The 17,605-nt window shown below is 67.7% G+C and carries 12 protein-coding genes; 7 read left to right on the plus strand and 5 right to left on the minus strand.

Going from position 1 to position 17,605, the window contains the following annotated elements; translation table 11 throughout:
- Positions 1-33 precede the first annotated feature (33 nt).
- Both C5O27_RS06780 and C5O27_RS06785 read right to left on the minus strand, forming a co-directional pair.
- Complete coding sequence (locus C5O27_RS06780; protein ID WP_127962253.1) at positions 34-3,540, minus strand: (Fe-S)-binding protein; 3,507 nt, start codon at positions 3,538-3,540, stop codon at positions 34-36.
- Positions 3,541-3,780: 240 nt separating this feature from the next.
- Positions 3,781-5,154, minus strand: a complete 1,374-nt coding sequence (locus tag C5O27_RS06785; protein ID WP_042375164.1) for a WS/DGAT/MGAT family O-acyltransferase — start codon at positions 5,152-5,154, stop codon at positions 3,781-3,783.
- A 167-nt stretch (positions 5,155-5,321) separates the two neighbouring features.
- On the opposite strand from C5O27_RS06785, the gene C5O27_RS06790 reads away from it, so the two are divergent.
- From C5O27_RS06790 to C5O27_RS06805, 4 genes are all read left to right on the plus strand, one after another.
- Positions 5,322-5,891 (plus strand): SanA/YdcF family protein, encoded by a 570-nt coding sequence (locus C5O27_RS06790; protein ID WP_127963779.1) that lies wholly within the window; start codon positions 5,322-5,324, stop codon positions 5,889-5,891.
- Between the two features lie 131 nt (positions 5,892-6,022).
- Positions 6,023-7,048: an extracellular solute-binding protein gene (locus tag C5O27_RS06795; RefSeq protein WP_006359897.1), complete on the plus strand. Its 1,026-nt coding sequence runs from the start codon at positions 6,023-6,025 to the stop codon at positions 7,046-7,048.
- A gap of 61 nt (positions 7,049-7,109) precedes the next feature.
- On the plus strand, positions 7,110-8,603 hold the full coding sequence (locus C5O27_RS06800) for an ABC transporter permease (RefSeq protein WP_244216603.1): 1,494 nt from the start codon (positions 7,110-7,112) through the stop codon (positions 8,601-8,603).
- Positions 8,600-9,688: an ABC transporter ATP-binding protein gene (locus tag C5O27_RS06805; protein WP_127962255.1), complete on the plus strand. Its 1,089-nt coding sequence runs from the start codon at positions 8,600-8,602 to the stop codon at positions 9,686-9,688. The genes C5O27_RS06800 and C5O27_RS06805 overlap by 4 nt, the downstream gene beginning before the upstream one ends.
- A gap of 21 nt (positions 9,689-9,709) precedes the next feature.
- Here C5O27_RS06805 and C5O27_RS06810 read toward each other — a convergent pair whose 3' ends face one another.
- Positions 9,710-11,938 (minus strand): acyltransferase family protein, encoded by a 2,229-nt coding sequence (locus tag C5O27_RS06810; protein ID WP_127962256.1) that lies wholly within the window; start codon positions 11,936-11,938, stop codon positions 9,710-9,712.
- Positions 11,939-12,094: 156 nt separating this feature from the next.
- Here C5O27_RS06810 and C5O27_RS06815 point away from each other — a divergent pair, with 156 nt between their 5' ends.
- From C5O27_RS06815 to C5O27_RS06825, 3 genes are all read left to right on the plus strand, one after another.
- Positions 12,095-12,646, plus strand: coding sequence for a dihydrofolate reductase family protein (locus C5O27_RS06815; RefSeq protein WP_035752932.1), 552 nt, complete (start codon positions 12,095-12,097; stop codon positions 12,644-12,646).
- 123 nt (positions 12,647-12,769) lie between these two features.
- Positions 12,770-14,128 carry a styrene monooxygenase/indole monooxygenase family protein gene (locus C5O27_RS06820; protein ID WP_127962257.1) on the plus strand — a complete coding sequence of 453 codons (1,359 nt, stop codon included), beginning with the start codon at positions 12,770-12,772 and terminating at the stop codon, positions 14,126-14,128.
- A gap of 156 nt (positions 14,129-14,284) precedes the next feature.
- Complete coding sequence (locus C5O27_RS06825; RefSeq protein ID WP_035752931.1) at positions 14,285-15,217, plus strand: oxidoreductase; 933 nt, start codon at positions 14,285-14,287, stop codon at positions 15,215-15,217.
- Positions 15,218-15,296: 79 nt separating this feature from the next.
- Here the strand turns inward: C5O27_RS06825 and C5O27_RS06830 are convergent, their stop codons facing one another.
- Positions 15,297-16,382 (minus strand): NAD(P)H-dependent amine dehydrogenase family protein, encoded by a 1,086-nt coding sequence (locus C5O27_RS06830; RefSeq protein WP_006359890.1) that lies wholly within the window; start codon positions 16,380-16,382, stop codon positions 15,297-15,299.
- Between the two features lie 30 nt (positions 16,383-16,412).
- A complete protein-coding gene (locus tag C5O27_RS06835; RefSeq protein WP_127962258.1) occupies positions 16,413-17,477 on the minus strand; it encodes a Rieske 2Fe-2S domain-containing protein in 1,065 nt (354 codons plus the stop codon).
- Between the last annotated feature and the right edge of the window lie 128 nt (positions 17,478-17,605).

Below are 17,605 nucleotides of genomic sequence, written 5' to 3' on the forward strand. Positions count from 1 at the left end.
TGGTGGTCGGAGCCCGTTTCGGTACTGCTGTGACTACTTGTGGCCGGGCCGCTTCTTGCCGGCCGCGACGCCGAAGCCCTTGGCCTTCGACGCCCCGGTCTCGGCAATGGTCCGGGCGTCGCCCGAGCCGTTGCTCGACGGGGCCGAGACCTCGGTCCCGTTCGCCTCGGCCGGCGCCTCGGCTGCCGGGGTCTCCTCGACCTCGGGTGCCTCGGCGGGCTCCTCGGGTTCCGGAGCCGCCTCGGGAGCGGGAGCGGCCTCTGCCGGTGCCGCCGCTTTCGGAGCGGCCTTGCTCGCCCCACCGGGACGCTTCTTGCCCGCAGCCATGCCGAAGCCCTTGGCCTTGGCCGGCTTCTCCTCGGTCAGCGCCGCAGCCGAACCACCCTGGGGTGACTCCGCCGCCGGCTCGGCTTCGGCAGCCGGTGCCTCGGTCGCGGGGGCCTCAGCGGCGGGGGCCGCCACCGGAGCGTCCGCAGCCGCGGACGGCTTGGGAGCGGCCTTGCCGATCCCGCCCGGACGCTTCTTGCCCGCGGCCATGCCGAAGCCCTTGGCCTTGCCCGGCACTTCTTCCGTCGCCGCGGTGGCGGTGGCGGTGGCCGATTCGGTGTCGACGGTCGGGGCGGCATCGGGTGCCGACTCGGCCTCGTCGACCTTGTTCTCGGCGGGAGCGGTCACGCCGGCGTCGGCTGCTGCCGCGTTCGGGGTGGACGCCTTCTGGCCGGGACGCTTGCCCGCGGCCATGCCGAAGCCCTTGGCCTTGGCCGGCTTCGCCTCCGCGGTCTTCTCTGCTGCCGGTGCCTCGGCCTTCACGGCCTCCGACGACTCGGCCTCGGCGGGAGCAGGAGCTGCCGAAGCAGCAGGCTTGCTCGCCGCACCCGGACGCTTCGCGCCGCCCTTCATGCCGAAGCCCTTCGAGGCGGGCTTCTTCTCGGCCGGTGCCTCAGCAGGTGCCTCGGCGGGTGCCGACGCAGCGGCCGGTGCTGCCGACGCAGCACCCGGCTTCTTGCCACCCTTCATGCCGAAGCCCTTGGACGCGGGCTTCTTCTCGGCAGGTGCTTCCGCCGGTGCCTCGGTCTTGGCTGCGGCGCCGGGCTTCTTGCCGCCCTTCATGCCCAGGCCGACCTTCGGCTTCGGAGCAGCCTCGGTGGTTGCGGTCGCGGTCGCGGCCGCTGCGGCCGGGACCTTCTCGGGCTCGGGCTCGGCCTCCGGCTCGGGAGCGCTCGGGCGCGGGCCGAGGTAACGGCCGCCGAGCTTGACCTCGGTCTTGCCACGCTTGACCGAGTCGAGGAGCAGCTGTGCGACGTCGACGACCTCGACCTTGCCCTCGGACTCGGTGCCACTGGTCCGGGCGGTCACACCGTCGGTGAGCATCACGCGGCAGAACGGGCAGCCCGTCGCCACCTTCTTGACCTCGCCGGTGGTGTCGCCGAGGGTGTCGAGCGCCTCGTCGACCCGGTCGAGGTTGATGCGCTTGCCGATCTGCTCTTCCATCCACATGCGGGCGCCGCCGGCACCACAGCACATGGACCGTTCGCCGTGGCGCGGCATCTCGGTGAGAGTCGATCCGGCCGCACCCATCAGCTCACGCGGGGCGTCGTAGACCTTGTTGTGGCGGCCCAGGTAACACGGGTCGTGGTAGGTGACCCCCTCGCCGAGCGGGGCGACCGGCACGAGGCGCTTCTCGCGGACCAGGCGGTTGAGTAGCTGCGTGTGGTGGACGACCTCGTACTTGGCGCCCAGCTGCGGGTACTCGTTGCCCAGTGCGTTGAAGCAGTGCGCACAGGTGACGACGACCTTCTTGCGCTGCTCGGGTGCGGTCGAGAAGACCTCGCCCAGCATCTCGATGTTCTGCTGCGCGAGCATCTGGAAGAGGAACTCGTTGCCGGCGCGTCGTGCGGAGTCACCGGTACAGGTCTCGCCCTCGCCGAGGACCATGAAGTTGACCGCGGCCATGTCGAGGAGCTCGGCGACGGCCTTGGTGGTCTTCTTCGCGCGGTCTTCGTAGGCGCCGGCGCAGCCGACCCAGAACAGGTACTCGAAGCCCTCGAACGACTCGACGTCCTTGCCGAAGACCGGGATGTCGATGTCCATCTCGTCGATCCAGGCGGTACGCGCGGAGGCGTTCTGGCCCCACGGGTTGCCCTTGTTCTCGAGGTTCTTGAACATGCCGGCCAGTTCGGTCGGGAAGTCCGACTCGATCAGGACCTGGTAGCGGCGCATGTCGAGGATGTGGTCGACGTGCTCGATGTCGACCGGGCACTGCTCGACGCAGGCACCACAGGTGGTGCAGCTCCACAGGGTCTCGGTGTCGATGACCGCACCCAACGCCTCGGGATCGAATTCACCCTCGGCCGACTCGATGCCCTCGCCGCCGCCGATCTTGCCCTTGGACTCGCCGACCAGCTTGCGGGAAGCCTCGGCGCGTGCGGCCTCGGGGATCGCGTTGAGCTTGTCCTCGAGGACGTTGCCCTCGGCGTCGACCAGACCGACCTCGTCGCCGCCCATGTCCTTGCGGCCGCCGGCCAGCAGGTACGGGGCCTTGGCGTTGCCGTGGTCGCGCAGCGACATGATCAGCAGCTTCGGGGACAGCGGCTTGCCGGTGTTCCAGGCCGGACACTGCGACTGGCAGCGGCCACACTCGGTACAGGTGCTGAAGTCGAGCCAGCCCTTCCAGGAGAAGTCCTCGATCTTGCCCGCACCGAACGCGTCGACGTCCGGATCGGCGGTCTCCATGTCGAGGACCTTGCCCTGGCTCATCATCGGCTTGGCCGCACCGAGGGCGACACCGCCGTCGGCCTCACGCTTGAAGTAGATGTTGAAGAACGCCGAGAAGCGGTGCCACGCAACGCCCCAGTCGGTGTTGAGGCCGACGACGGCCAGCCACACCATGCCGCTCATGAGCTTGATGACCGCGAAGATCGACACCAGGGTCGGCGACGCGGGCAGGATCTTCGCCACGTTCATGGTGAAGAAGTCCGAGTAGGCGTTGGCGTGACCGTAGGTCGCGATCTTCGACGCCTTCACCAGGATCATGCCCAGACCCTCGAGCAGGACGACGGCCTCGACGAAGTAGGCCGCGCCGAAGCGGGATCCGGAGAACCGCGAGATGCGTTCGGGGACGCGCGGGTGGTTGAGCTGGCGGATCACGATCAGCACGAGGATGCCGACCACGGTGCCGATGCCCAGGAGCTCGTCCCACAGGTGCCACGCGAAGGTGTCACCGAAGACCGGCCAGTGGAACTTCGGGTCGATCGACTGGCCGTAGGCCTCGAACCACAGCAGGGCGCCGCCCATGAAGCCGATCATGACCAGCCAGTGGGCCCAACCCACCGTCCGGAATTTCACCATCCGCGTGTGGGCGATGAATTCCTTGATCATGGTCGTCAGGCGCGGGATCACCGGCCAGAACCGGGATCCGTCGACCTTCTGGCCGAGTTTGATGGTGCGGAACATCCGCACCACCCCGGCGAGGAACAGGTACCAACAGAAGAGGCTGATCACCGCTGCTGTGGTGCCGATGGCAATCGTCGTGGCTGTCACGGGCGCGTACCGGCCTTTCGTCTAGGTCGTCCCGCCACCGGGGGAAGCGCACAGAGTGCGCAGGGCTGCCCCCACGGAGCGGTGTACTACAGGTAACCGTAATTCTTCGCGCCGGTGGCGCGCTGCCAAGGTTGGCCTAATATTTGCTGGTCTGACCTCACAGCAAATGATACTCACCAGTAACTTACTGTCGAGTCAGGGTGGGGAGGATCCCAATCCGCCTCCGCGGCCGCGCCCGGGTCAGCGGACGTGGGCCACTTTTTCCAGCTCCTCGAGCGCGGTGTCGAGGTGCGTCAACAGCCGCTGCAGGCTTGGGACCTGCGCACGAGCGCCGATCAACCCGAAGTTGAGGTGCTCGACCGTGCTGCTCACCGTGATGTTCAGCGCGAGGCCCTCCATCGCGATCGACACCGGATACACACCGTCCAGCCGGGCGCCGTTCCAGTAGAGCTCCGTCGACGGTCCCGGGACGTTGCTGATGATGATGTTGAACTGCTGCGGGACGTACTGGACGAATCCCGGGATGGTGGCGAAGGCGAGCGGCGCGAAGTTGGCAGCACCGAGGGCCAGCGCCTGGATCGGCCGCAACCCGCGGACGACGCTCTTGGCCCGCCTGGCCGACGCGACGAGGGAGTTGAGCCGGCGTTCGGGGTCGGGCTGATCGGTGGCGAGGTCGACCATGATCGCGGTGACGGCGTTGCCGTCTTTCTCCTCGTCGGTGTGCATCGACACCGGCACGGCGGCGATCAGCGGTGAGTCGGGCAGCGCGTTCTGGTCGATCAGGTAGGACCGGAGAGCTCCCGAACACATCGCGACGACGACGTCGTTGAGCGTGATGTCCAGGGCGTCGGCGACCGCACGCAGGCGCGCGATCTCCCACTGCTGGGCGGCGAACCGGCGCGCGCTGCCGATCGCGACGTCGAGGATGGTCCGCGGTGCGCGGGGCAAAGGCGGCACGAAGTCCGGTTCCCGAAGCCCGGCGACGGCGACCTTGGCGGCCGCGGGTCCGAGCCCGGCCACCTGGAGGCCGGTGTCGGCGATCCCGGAGATGCGTGACCGCAGCGTCGGGGCCGGTCGCGGTCGTTTCTTCCCGACGAGGGCGGGATCCCACGGCGCCCTTCCGTTCCGGTCGTCGGGATCCGGGGAGAGCATGCGCTGCAGCAGTCGGAGTGCCGACACCCCGTCGACGATCGAGTGGTGGATCTTGCTGTAGATCGCGACCCGGCCGTCCTCGAGGCCCTCGATGATGTGGATCTCCCACATGGGTCGGTACCGGTCGAGCAGGGTGCCGTGGTTCAGCGAGACGTAGCGCAGCAGTTCGCGGATGCGGCCCGGGCGGGGGAGAACCGCGCGTCGGACGTGGTAGTCGAAGTCGATCTCGGCGTCGTAGGTCCAGGCGACGTTGCCGAGGATCGTGACCGGCGACGCGGGCCGCTTGCGGAACAGCGGCTGGAATTCGCGGCAGGACGAGAAGGTTTCGAGCACCTCCTCGGCGAGGTCGGCCGACGATTGCCCCTCGCGCGGCACGAACAGTTGGAGCCCGCCGACGTGCATCGGCTGCTCGCGTGTCTCGGCGAGGAGGAACATCGACGAGGTCACCGGCATGTACTGCATGCACACTCTCTTCCACGGTTGTCGGATACGCGTCGGGGCTGAGCGCGGCAGATGGTCTCAGTATCGGCCCGGGGGTCAGGGAGCGGCAGCGAATTGTCATCTTGGGTGAGATGTATTCCTACACCTAGGTTGTACAGGTGAGGTCAGCAGCACGTCTCGTCGCGCCGGTGGTGCTTGCGGTGCTGGTGGTCGTCGAACTGTGGATCACCGTCGCGGCCACGTGGATGTACGTCGTGGCCGACGACCGGGTTCTCGACGCCGAGCAGGTGCCGGAGGGGTCGACGCTCCTGGTGCTCGGTTCGCTGGTCGAGGACGGCGTTCCCGGCGACTACGTCCGCGGCCGGCTGGACGTCGCGGCGGAACTGTACCGGGACGGGCGCGTCGTACGAATCATCAATTCCGGCAACGGTTCCCCCGAGGCCGGCGACGAGCCGGCGGTGATGCGGAGCTACCTCGAGGCCGAGGGTGTCCCGGCGCAGGTGATGGTCGACGACCCGCTGGGACTCGACACCGCGGCCAGCTGCCGTCGGGCGCGGGAGGTGTTCGGCGTGGAGCGGCTGGTCATCGTGACCCAGGACTTCCACCTGCGGCGCGCCGTCGCGCTGTGCCGTGGCGAGGGGGTCGACGCCCGCGGTGTCGAAGCCGGATGTGACTGCCCGTCATGGACATTGGTGCGTAATCACATCCGCGAGACGGTGTTCGCGGGGCCGAAGGCGGTGCTGAGCCGCGTCGGCTGAGGTCGCTGGGTATGTGCGCCGCGTGCGGAACCGTCGAGTCCTGTTCTACGCGGGGTCCTAGTTCGGTTAGGCTAGCCAAGTCCAGAGGGCGGTCGCTTCGACGGGGAGCGGCCGGAGGAAAGTGAGAGCGCATGAGGACCACCGGCCTGATCCGACGAGCGATCGCGACGGCCGGGGCCGCGCTCATCGCCACGAGCGTCCTCGCGGCCTGCTCGGGGGGAGACTCGGCGGGAGACGACGAGACTCTCGTTCTGTACTCGGGCCGCTCGGAATCGCTGGTCGGACCCCTCGTCGAGCGCATCAACGGAACCATTCCGGTGACGGCGGCCTACGACAAGAAGGCTGCGCAGATCCTCGAGGAGGGCGAACGCTCACCCGCGGACCTCTTCTTCGCTCAGGACGCTGGTGAGCTGGGCGCACTGGCCGACGCCTCGCTGCTCGAACCGCTACCAGCGGATATCGCCGAGAGTGTCCCCGAGGCCTACCGCTCGGAAACCGGTGCCTGGGTGTCGACATCGGCGCGCTCGCGAGTCCTGATCTACGACCCGCGACAGCTGCCCCAGAACGAACTGCCCACCGGTATCGACGGCCTGCTCGCACCCGAGTTCCGTGGCAAGGTCGGATACGCGCCCACCAATGCGTCTTTCAAGTCCTTCGTGACCGCGCTGAGGTTGACCCGGGGCGAGGACGGGGCCCGTGAATGGCTCACCGCGTTCCTGGCGAACGACCCCCAGGCGTTCGAAGGCAACGGGCAGATCGTGGAGTCGGTCAACAACGGGCAGCTCGCCGCAGGTCTGACCAACCACTACTACTGGGTCCAGGAAGTACAGGAGAAGGGCATCGAGAACGTCCCCGGCCGGTTGCACTTCTTCTCGGACGGAGATCCGGGTGCGCTGGTCAACGTGGGTGCCATCGGTGTCCTGAAGACCGCCGGGGACAAGGAAGCGGCCTTCGACTTCGTCCGGCAGTTCCTCACACCCGAAACCCAGACCTACTTCGCCACCGAGGTCGGGGAGTATCCGGTGATCGGCAACGAACCGCTCCCGGTCGACGGGCTGCCGACGCTGAACCAGCTGTCGCCGCCGAAGATCACGCTCGACCAACTCGCCGATGTGGCCGGTACCGACAAACTGCTCAACGAGGTCGGCGCTGTCTGATCGTCTGAAACGCGCGGTGTTTCGTCGTCCCGGCCGGACCATCCGGTCGGGACGACTGCTGTTGGGATTCGTCAGCGTCATCATCGCCCTGTTGCTCGTCACTCCGGCGGTGTACCTGGTCGTCCGGGTGATGGAGATCGGGGCGGACGACGCCCTCGCCTACCTCTTCCGGCCGAGAACCGGCCAATTGCTCTGGCGGACGGCACAACTCGCCGTCCTGGTGACCTCCGCCTCGATCGTGATCGGTGTGGGTGCGGCGTGGTGCGTGACCCGCGGCGTCCGTCGTGGACGCGCGGTCGTGGTCGCCCTGCTCACCGCACCACTCGCGATTCCGTCGTATGTCTCCGGCTTCGTGTGGACCCGGTTGTTCCCCGGATTCGAAGGTCTGTGGGCCGCGGTGCTCGTGCTGACCCTGGCCTGTTATCCGCTGGTCATGCTGCCGGCGATGGCAGCGCTCGCGGGGACCGGGGGGAGAGAGGAAGACGCCGCTCGCACTCTGGGATGCAGCGCGCCGACCGCATTCCTGCGGGTGACCCTGCCGAGAATTCGTACTGCGGTCCTCGCCGGCGGACTGCTTGTCGCGCTGTACTCGATCAGCGACTTCGGCGGCCCCGCGATCGTGAGGTTCGAGCCGTTCACGGTCGGTATCTACAACGCCTACAACGGGACTCTGGACCGATCGGTCGCGGCGTTGTACGGGCTCGTGCTCGCCTCGATCGCCGTCGTCCTCGCGCTTGCCGAACGACGCGTACGTCGTGATGTCGATTCCGGTGCCACCCCGCCCCGGAGTCGCGACGCCCGTGACCGGCCCGTCGCCTGGACCCTCGTGACGCTGACCGTTTCGGTCGGCGTCTGCGTCCCGATCGTCGGCCTGCTGACCGAGATCCGCGAATCCCGCAGACTCGGCTTCGACGACTTCGGTGAGCTGCTCGCGTGGGTCGCCCCGTACACCCGCACCACGCTGGAACTGTCGGCACAGGCGGCCGTCGTGATCGCGATCCTGGCACTTCCGCTGGCGTTCTTCATATCCCGTCCGCGTACTCGCACCGGGGACTCCGTGGAGCTCGTGTCCTACCTCGGTTACACACTGCCGGGTGTGACGGTCGCGCTGTCGATGGTGTTCCTGGGGACGAGGGTCCTGCCGTCCTACTACCTCACCGCGGGAATGCTGATCGCGACGTACGTGGTCTTGTTCCTGCCGGTGTGCCTCGGTCCCGTCCGGTCCGGTGTCGACGCCATCCCGCTGCACGTGGCCGATGTGTCGCGAACCCTGGGCGCCGGACCGCTGGCCACTGCCGTCCGCGTGCAGTTGCCGCTGCTGATGCCGGCGGTGCTGGCCGGGTCCGCGCTGGCGTTCCTGTCGGTGGCCAAGGAACTCCCGGCCACCCTCATGCTGGCACCGATCGGCACCCGGACGCTGGCCACCGACATGTGGAGTCTCAGCAACGACCTGAACCACGGGCGGGCGGCTGTCCTCGGCCTTGTCCTGATCATCGTCGCGTCGATACCGACCGCGGCTCTGTCCACGCTGTTCGGAAAGGGCGTTGACCGATGAATGACGCTGTGCGGGTCGAGAACATCTCGGTCGTCCTCGGTGATGCGACCATCCTCGACGGGGTCTCCCTGCGGGTGCCCGCCGGGTCGATCACCGCGGTCATCGGACCCTCCGGGTGCGGGAAGACGACGCTGCTGCGCACGATCGCGGGCCTGGAACCGCTTCGGTCCGGACGAATCGAGATCGGCGGCATCGAGGTCGCGTCGGTACGCGGTGACGGAAGTCGTGACGTCGACATCCCCACCGAGCGCCGGAGTTTCGGGCTGGTCCCGCAGGAGGGCGCCCTGTTCGGCAATCTGAGTGTCGCCGGGAACGTGGGGTTCGGTCTGGGCCCGTGGTGGCGTCGGACCCCCGGACGCGCGGCGCGCACCACCGAGTTGCTGGAAGTCGTGGGGCTCAGCGATTTTCGCGGTCGCCACCCCAGCGCATTGTCCGGCGGTCAGCGGCAACGGGTGGCGCTGGCCCGGGCGTTGGCCCCCCGGCCCGCGGTGATCGGCCTCGACGAGCCGTTCTCCGCACTCGACGCCCAGTTGCGCACCCGACTGCGCGACCATGTGCGCGACACGATCCTGGCCGAGGGCTCGAGTGGTCTGCTCGTGACGCACGACCGTGAGGAGGCCATGGCGATGGCCGACGAGATCGTGGTGTTGATGGCCGGACAGGTGCGTCAGGTCGGGTCGCCCGAAGAGGTGTACCTGGCGCCGGCGGACGCTGAGGTCGCGCGGATGTTCGGCGAGGTCTCGGAGCTTCCCGGCGACGCGGACGGGGATGTCGTCCGGTGTTCGGCCGGACTGTTGCGATTGCGGAGGCCGGCTCGGGGTTCGGGGACGGTCATGCTCCGTCCCGGCGACCTCGACGTCGCGACGTCTCCGGACGGGTCGGAGCTCGGTCGTGCGACAGTTCTCTCGGTCAGGCCGTGCGGGGATCACATCGAGGTCAGGGTGTCGCTGACGGCTGCCGATCCGGCCCGACACGACGACGGCGTCGAACTGTTCGTGCGTGCCGAACCGGAGTGGGCCGGTTCGCCGGGGGATCAGATCGCGTTCCGGCAGCGCCGTCCGGCCCACTTCTGCCCGGCCTGCTGACGCCGACCCACGTCCCGGGTCTCACCACCAGCCGGTGGCCTTCTGCAGGTCCGCCTCGATCGCCGGGATGAGGCTGCGCACGAACGTGGCAGACAGGTGGTGATAGTCGTGCCACATCAGGATGTTCCCGACCACCGCCGGGCAGTAGGTGTCGTCGCACATGGCGTCGGTGTAGTCCAGGAAGGTCATGTTCGGGAACTCGTCGGCGAGCGCGGCGGCCGGGTCGGTGGGCGCCATGGCTTGTGCGCGCGAGACCCCGCACACCTCGGGCTTGCGGCCGCTGGCGAGGCACTCCGGCGGCTTCAACTTGCCGGTCGACCACGGGTTGTCGCGGATGCCGATCACCTTCTGCCCGCGGTCGCGGAACCGGGCGAAGATCTCCTTGTAGTCCTTGGGCACGTTGTCGCCCTTCTCGGACCCCTGCGGAGGACGCGTGGATGTGGTGAACACGTAGTCGGGCTTGTCCACGGCCAGACGTTCCATCACCCGATTCGACCAGTCGTTGCACTGGTAGTACTTCTGCCCGAACCAGGTGAAGACGTGCTCGGTGGTGAGCGCGCAACCCACCTTCAGATAGGTCGTCACGCGGAAGTTGTGCCGCTTGCCGATGTCGTTCAGCGCGGTGATCCACTGCTCGGCATGCGAGCCGCCGACCAGGGCGATGGTGCGGGTGGCATTGACGTCGCCGTAGTACCCGACCTTGATCGACGGGTCCTTCCAGCCGCTGATGATCGAGTCGTAGGAGGTGATCGGCCAGTCCATGCCGACGACGTCGGGACTCGGCTGGGCGGTCACCTTCGGGACCGGCGCACCGTTGAGGAAGGCCCGTCCGCCGGGGTAGAGGCGGGGGTCGAGGTTCTCGGTGTCGAGGGTCGCGTTGGCGGCGTCGCGCTGCCAGGTCACCGCGGCGCTGCCGGCGGCCACGCTGATGACCAGCAGGATCGCGAGAAGGGCGCCGCGGTAGCCTCGCGAGTTCCGGAAGCCGGGCTTGTCCGTCTGCGTGGGCTTGATCGTCGTGTCCGGCGCGGCGTCGCCGTCGGTCGTTCTTGCGACGGTCTTCTTACGCCTGAGCGATCCAGACCGTAGCGGGGCCTCCACGTACTTGGTGGTGAGCCACGCGATCAGGACCGAGACGCCCAGGATTCCGGTGCCCTCGAGCCAGGACACCTCGTCCTGATAGCGCCACGCCATGTAGAAGATCAGCAGCGGCCAGTGCCACAGGTAGAGCGCGTAGGCGATGGAACCGAGCCACACGAGTTGCGGATGGGCGAGACCGCGACTCACCCGGGCCTGTCCCTCGGCCGGTCGGGCGGTGGCCGGGGAGCCCGCCCAGATCAGGATGAGCGTCGCGCCGACGGGCACGAGCGCCCACGCCGCGGGGTACTCCTGGACACCGGCGATCCACCAGCCGCAGGTGATGATCAGGCCGAGGGCGACGAGGCTCAGCAGGTTGCGCAGGCGCGCGGACAGCGCGAGCTTCGGCATCCACACCGCGAGCAGGCCACCGGCGAGCGGCTCCCACAGTCGGGCGACGGTGTCGTAGTAGGTGAACGGCTGGTTGATGCCGTGGCGGTAGTTCGCCCAGGCGAAGGAGACGAGCGCGACGCCGAGGAGCGCGAACCCCACGATGCCGCGCACGACCCGCGGGCGTCGGAAGAACTCGACCTTGAGTGACAGCGCGCGCAGCAAGCCACCGAGAGCGAGCGCGCACAGCAGCGTCAGCACGAAGAACTGGCCCTGCATCGACATCGACCACAGGTGCTGCATCGGGCTGTTCGCGGAGTCGGCGGCCGCATAGTCCTGCGACTCGAACGCGAGATGCCAGTTCTGGTAGTACAGCGCGCTGGCCTGCAGCTCGGCACCGAGCGGACCCCACCGGGTCGTCGGCATCACGAGGGCGATCAGCGCGGCGGTGAACGCCAGCACCAGGAGCAGCGCGGGGAGCAGTCGTCGGACCAGGCGCCAGAACCGCGGCCACGGGTTGATCGCCCGGCCCCACGACGCGGAGGCGGGCTGGGTGGCGAGCACGTGCTTGAGTAGCGAGGCGACGAAGAAGTAGCCCGAGAGCGTCAGGAAGACGTCGACGCCACCGGAGACCCGGCCGAACCAGACGTGGAAGACGGCGACGAGCGCGATCGCGATACCGCGCAGGCCGTCGAGGTCGAGCCGATAGCCCGAGGTGTTACCGGTCGCGGCGTCCTCGTTGGGCGTCGCGACGACCGGGGTCACTTCGGGAACGGGCGTGCGCACAGAGGGCGATGGTACTTGTCCAGGACGGGGCCACGCCGCCGCCGCGGCGGGTGTCGGCGGACCCACAGGGGGTTCGAAGGTTCGCTTTGTCGGGCCTACCTCGGAAAACAGCCGTAGCCTCGGACAATCCCCTCGAAACCGACTGTGAGGAGTTGCATGCTGATCTACACGATGGGTGTCTCGGTGGACGGTTTCATCCACGATCGCGACGACGACTTCGACTGGCCGGGACACAGCGACGAACTCTTCGCGTTCCACACCGACCGCGTCGGCAGCCTCGGTGGCACGATCCTGGGCCGCCGGTTGTACGAGACGATGCGGGTCTGGGAGACCGACCCGGCCATGCGCGACACCGAAGCAGGAGCCGTCTTCGCCGACATCTGGACCGCGCTGCCCAAGGTCGTCTTCAGTCGCACCCTCGACGCGGTCGAGGGCAACGCCAGGCTCGCCCGCGCGGCTGTCGCCGACGAGGTCGCGGAGGTCGTCGCCGCGACGGACAGGGACGTCGAGATCGGGGGTGCGGACCTCGCGTCGCAGGCCTTCGAACTCGGGCTGGTCGACGAGCTGCGAATCTTCCGGTATCCGGTCGTCGTCGGTGGCGGCGCCCCGTTCCTGCCACCGGTCACCGATCGCGTCGACCTCGATCTGGTGGAGACCCGACTGTTCGGTGTCGTCGCATACGAGCGCTACCGGGTGCACCGCGACTGACGCCGCCCGGCGACCACCCATTTGTTCGTGCTGCGTCTAAACCTTCAGCGACGACGATCGCCCCGGCACCCTGTCTCCCAGTCATCACACGCAGTGCATGCAACCGATCTCAGGGAGACACACATGACCACACGACGATCCGTCGCGATCATCGGGGCCGGACTCGCCGGGACCACTGCCGGTCTCGGACTTCTCGACGCCGGCTTCGACGTCACGATCTACAGCGACCGCGACCGTGACTCGCTGCGCAACAAGGTGCCGCCGACCGGCGTCGGCGTGCTCTTCGGCAAGTCCCAGGATTGGGATGCCGAGATCATCGAGGATCTCTACGAGGTCGGCAAGACCACCGGCATGAGCGTCCGCCTGTACGGCGGCGCGGGGGAGGATCGCGCCCCCGTTCTCGAATACGACCCCGACTACGGTTACATCTCCGCTGCCGTCGACCTCCGCCTGCGTGCCGACGACCGCCTCGGCCGGTTCCTGGACCGCGGCGGACGATTCGAGGTCACCACCGTCGATCTCGACAACCTCGACGAGATCGCCGGGGCGGCCGACCTCACCCTCGTCGCCACCGGCAAGGGCGGACTGTCGACGCTGTTCCCGGTCGACGAGTCGCGCACCAAGTACCGCGAGCCGCAGCGTCGACTGCTGCAGGTCACGTTGACGGGCGTCGACCACGGACCGGACGTGTTCGCCTACCGCTCGCAGGCGGGCGGAGGTCACTCGCTGTACAACCTCGACAGCGAGAACGGTGAGCTGTTCGTCGGTCCGTTCCTGCACAAGGACGAGGGTGCGACCTGGTCGTTCATCGTCTTCGCGAAGCCTTGGGGCGCCTGGGCGGCGCGCATCGACGACGTCCACGACGCGGTGGGTGCCCGTCGTACCATCGCCGGCATCTTCGCAGAGTTCTTCCCGGAGGACGCGCCGGTCATCGAGCAGCTCGAGGTCATCGAGTCCGACCCGGTGTCGTGGCTCAAGGGTGCGGTCACCCCGACCGTGCGTCGGGCCGTCGCGACCACCAGCGGCGGTCACGCGGTCGCGGCCATCGGCGACACCGCGATCTCGTTCGACCCGGTCGCCGGTCAGGGTGCACAGAACGCGCTCATCCAGGTCGCCGAGCTGGTCAAGGCCGCGCGCGCCCACGACGGTGAGTTCATCGCGGACTGGCTGGCCGAGGAGTTCGAGAAGCATTGGGAGCGTCGTGGTCACGCGGCCACCGAGGTCACCCGCCTGTTCCTCGGCGACCCCGACTTCGCGACCCACCTGGAGCTGTCGTTTCCGGCTGCCGCCGTCGATCCGAACGTCGCGCAGGCACTGCTCGGCCTGCTGTCCGACCCGAATCCGCTCCTCGGTCTGCGGACCCGTGAGGATGTCGAGAACTTCATCACAGCTGTGGCGGGAGAGCCGTACGACCAGGTCCTCGCCAGGTTCGCGCCGGCCGGTCAGTTCAGCGGCGCCGCCCCGGCGCCCGTGACGGTCTGACCCTTTCGTCGCACGACCACCGGGTGCACCGCACCCCGACTGCGTTCTCCAGAACGCGGCCGGGGTGCGGTCGCGTGTGACACCCGAACCGGAACTGTCACATGAGATGTGATACGAACAACAGCGTCCGTTGTGCCGGAATCAGAGGGGGAGCGCGTGAAGACGGGTTGGACATTGGCCGACGCGCCTCCACAGACCGGGCGGGTCGCCGTGGTCACCGGAGCCAACGGGGGCATCGGCCGTGAAGCCGCCCGCGGGCTCGCCACTCTGGGCGCCACCGTGGTGCTGGCGTGCCGCAACGCCGAGACCGCCGCCGCCGCACGCGACGACATCGTCGCCGAGGTACCCGGCGCGGAGGTGGAGATCCTCGACCTCGATCTCGCCAGTCTCGACTCCGTCCGCGCAGCCGCCGAGGAGATCCGGCGATGCCATCCCCGCATCGACGTGCTGGTGAACAACGCCGGCGTCATGCGCGCTCAGCGCGACCTGACTCCCGACGGTTTCGAGATGGACTTCGGTACCAACTATCTCGGTCATTACGCGCTCACCGGGTTGCTGATGGACCGGTTGCTCGCCGCCGACGCCGCGCGGATCGTCACCGTCGGCAGTCACGCCCACCGCGCGGGCAACATCGATTTCTCAGACCTGCCCATGGACCGCACGTTCACCAGTGCCGGGGCGTACTCACGAGCCAAGCTCGCTCAGATGCTGTTCTCGCTGGAGCTCGATCGCCGGCTGAAAGCGGCTGGGGCCACGGCGATCTCGCTCGCCGCCCACCCCGGTGGCACGCGGACCGGGGTGATGCGCGAGCAGAACAAATTCCTGCAGTGGGCGTATCACGCGCCGTCGCTGCGGTGGCTCACCGATCGGTTCATCATGGATCCGCCCGAAGGGGCCCTGCCGATCCTTCGGGCAGCCACCGATCCGAAGGTCTCGGGCGGCCAGTATTACGGTCCGACAGGGAGTTTCGGCCTCGCCGGCCCGCCGATGCTCGTCGAGCCGTCGCCGAAGGCCAAGGATCGCGCGGTCGCCGAACGGCTGTGGGATATCGGCGCCGAGCTCACCGGCATCAGTATCGATCTCGGCTGAAGGGGATTCCCGAAGAGGCTTCTCGAGGGAGGGAACCCGAGGGTGGATTCACCCAGGTCGATACCGACACCGCGCCGGCTCAGCGCTTGAAGCGGCCGGCGAAGCTTCGTAGCGGGAGATCGGCACTGGTCACGATCCCGGGCGGGGCCGCGACCACCGATCGGATCGAGTTGAGTGCGGGCAGGCCCGTGACGGTCATGCCGATCGACGCGAAGTTCTCCGGGTTGGAGAGGTCGAATCCCTTGCGCGGGAAGATCATGTGCTTGGAGTAGATGTTGGGGTCGCCGGTCACCTGGGTGATGTAGCAGGCCTGAATGTTCCACGACGGGTCGGTGTGCGGTGTCATCTGCCATTCCAGATGCGATTCGACGCGCGGCACACCGTCGACCATTCCCTGGTACTTGATGTAACTACCGCCCAGCGACCCGGCGGGGAGCTGGTACCAACCGAGGTCGACGTCCTTGGTGCACGCACCCAGTTCGTAGGAGAACGCCACCTCGTCGAGTTCGAGATCGAAGGCGTCGGCCATGAGGTACACCGAGTCGGCGAAGACGGCGGTGTACTTGTAGAGCGAGTCCGGGATGGACGGGTCGTCGACCGGCAGGCCGTAGCCGACGGCCTTCCAGGTGTCGACCGAGTGGTGGCAGGAGACGTCCACCGACTCGGTGACCGTGACGTTCTCGATCTCGGCGACGTCGGCGGTGTGCACGATGCCGAGGATCTGTGCCAGACCGGGATTCATGCCGGTTCCGTAGAAGGTGGCACCGCCCTTCGTGCAGGCATCGGCGATGATCTCGCTGACCTTGCGGCCGGAGTGGTGCGGATGGTTGGTGTCCCGGTGGAAACCGGTGATCCAGTCGGCGGTGGTCACGATGTTGATCCCGGCTTCGAGGACCTGGACGTAGAGGTCCTCGTCGGGGAACACGCCGTGGAAGGTGAGCACGTCGGGTCGTGCGGCGATGATCTCCTCGACGGTGCCGGTCGCGATCACACCGACCGGTCCGATGCCGACGATCTCGCCGGCATCACGGCCGACCTTGTCCGGTGAATAGCAGTGCAGACCAACCAGTTCCAGGTCCGGATGATTGCGGATGCGGTCGATCATCTCGGTGCCGAGGTTGCCGGTGGCCACCTGGAAGACCCGGATCGGTTCGGGTGTGGTCATCGTTTGGTCCTTTCGGGACGGGCGTGGAAGTCAGGATTGCGCTGCCGCGCGAAGTGCGTCGAGCTCTGAGCGACGGATACGGACGAACTCGTCGGCTGACGCGCCGCCGTCGGGATAGAACTGTCGGGCCCATTGCCGCAGCGCGGTGAATCCGGCGTACTCCTTGCGGGACAGGGCGGGTGGATCGGAGTAGCGCTGGTGCGCCCAGATGTCGATGTCGGCGGCGAACTGTTCGATGACCAGGTCGGCCATGGTCTTTCCGTATCGGGTGATGTCGCCGGTCTCCTCGCCGGGCTTGCGGCCGATCCAGACGGTGAAGCGCACGTCCGAGGTGTGCTCGTCCACCGGTGTCACCGCGGGCATCGTCCGGTTGTCGACCATGCCCCAGCTCCGGGTGACCGAGCAGCCAAGGCCGGCGTTGATGGATTCGACACCGCTGGTGGCGTTTTCGAGAGTGGCGCCCTCGTCGAAGGCGATGGTGAAGTCGACGTAGGACACCGGACCGGAGAAGTCGTGCCGGGTGAAGTCCGGCATGAACGGTGTCTTGTGGACGAACTTGAAATGTGCGAAGTCGACGCCGTTCTCCATGATGTACTGCGGATGGATCTCCAGGCCCGGTCGGAAGAGCGTCGCGGCGGGCACCGGCGGGTAGTAGTCGTCGGCGGTGGCCTGCCTGTTGTCGCTGCCGAAGTCGGCGAAGATGTCCGGGACGTCGAAATGCGGTGAGCGCCCGTCGACGTCGTGCCAGATCCAGACGGCCTCGTTGCGTTCGACCACGGGGTAGCTGCGGATGCGCCGACCCTTGTTGGGGTGGTTCTCGTAGGGGATGCAGACGTTGCGTCCCTCCTGGTTCCACTCCCAGCCGTGGAAGGGGCAGACCAGGTTCTCGCCCTCCACGTGACCTCCGTGGCCGAGGTGGGCGCCGAGATGTTCACAGTAGGCGTCGAATACGGAGATCCGGCCGGACCGGGATCTCCAAGCGACCATGTCGCGACCGAAGTACTTCATCGTGTGCACGGTCCCGACGGCGATCTCGGTCGACCATGCGACCTGAAACCATCCGGTGGGTGTCATCGACAGCGGCGTTCGCGCCATGCGGTCACGGTAGGACGCGCCGGGCAGGAATACAAGAGGGCTCTGTGAAAAGGGTGAAACCCGCGTTCAAATGGAGGTTTGAGGGGTGCTTCGACCGGTTACTCGGGTGTCCAACAATTTCCCTTCGA

The organism is Gordonia alkanivorans (genome assembly GCF_004011905.1).
Lineage (GTDB): Bacteria > Actinomycetota > Actinomycetes > Mycobacteriales > Mycobacteriaceae > Gordonia > Gordonia alkanivorans.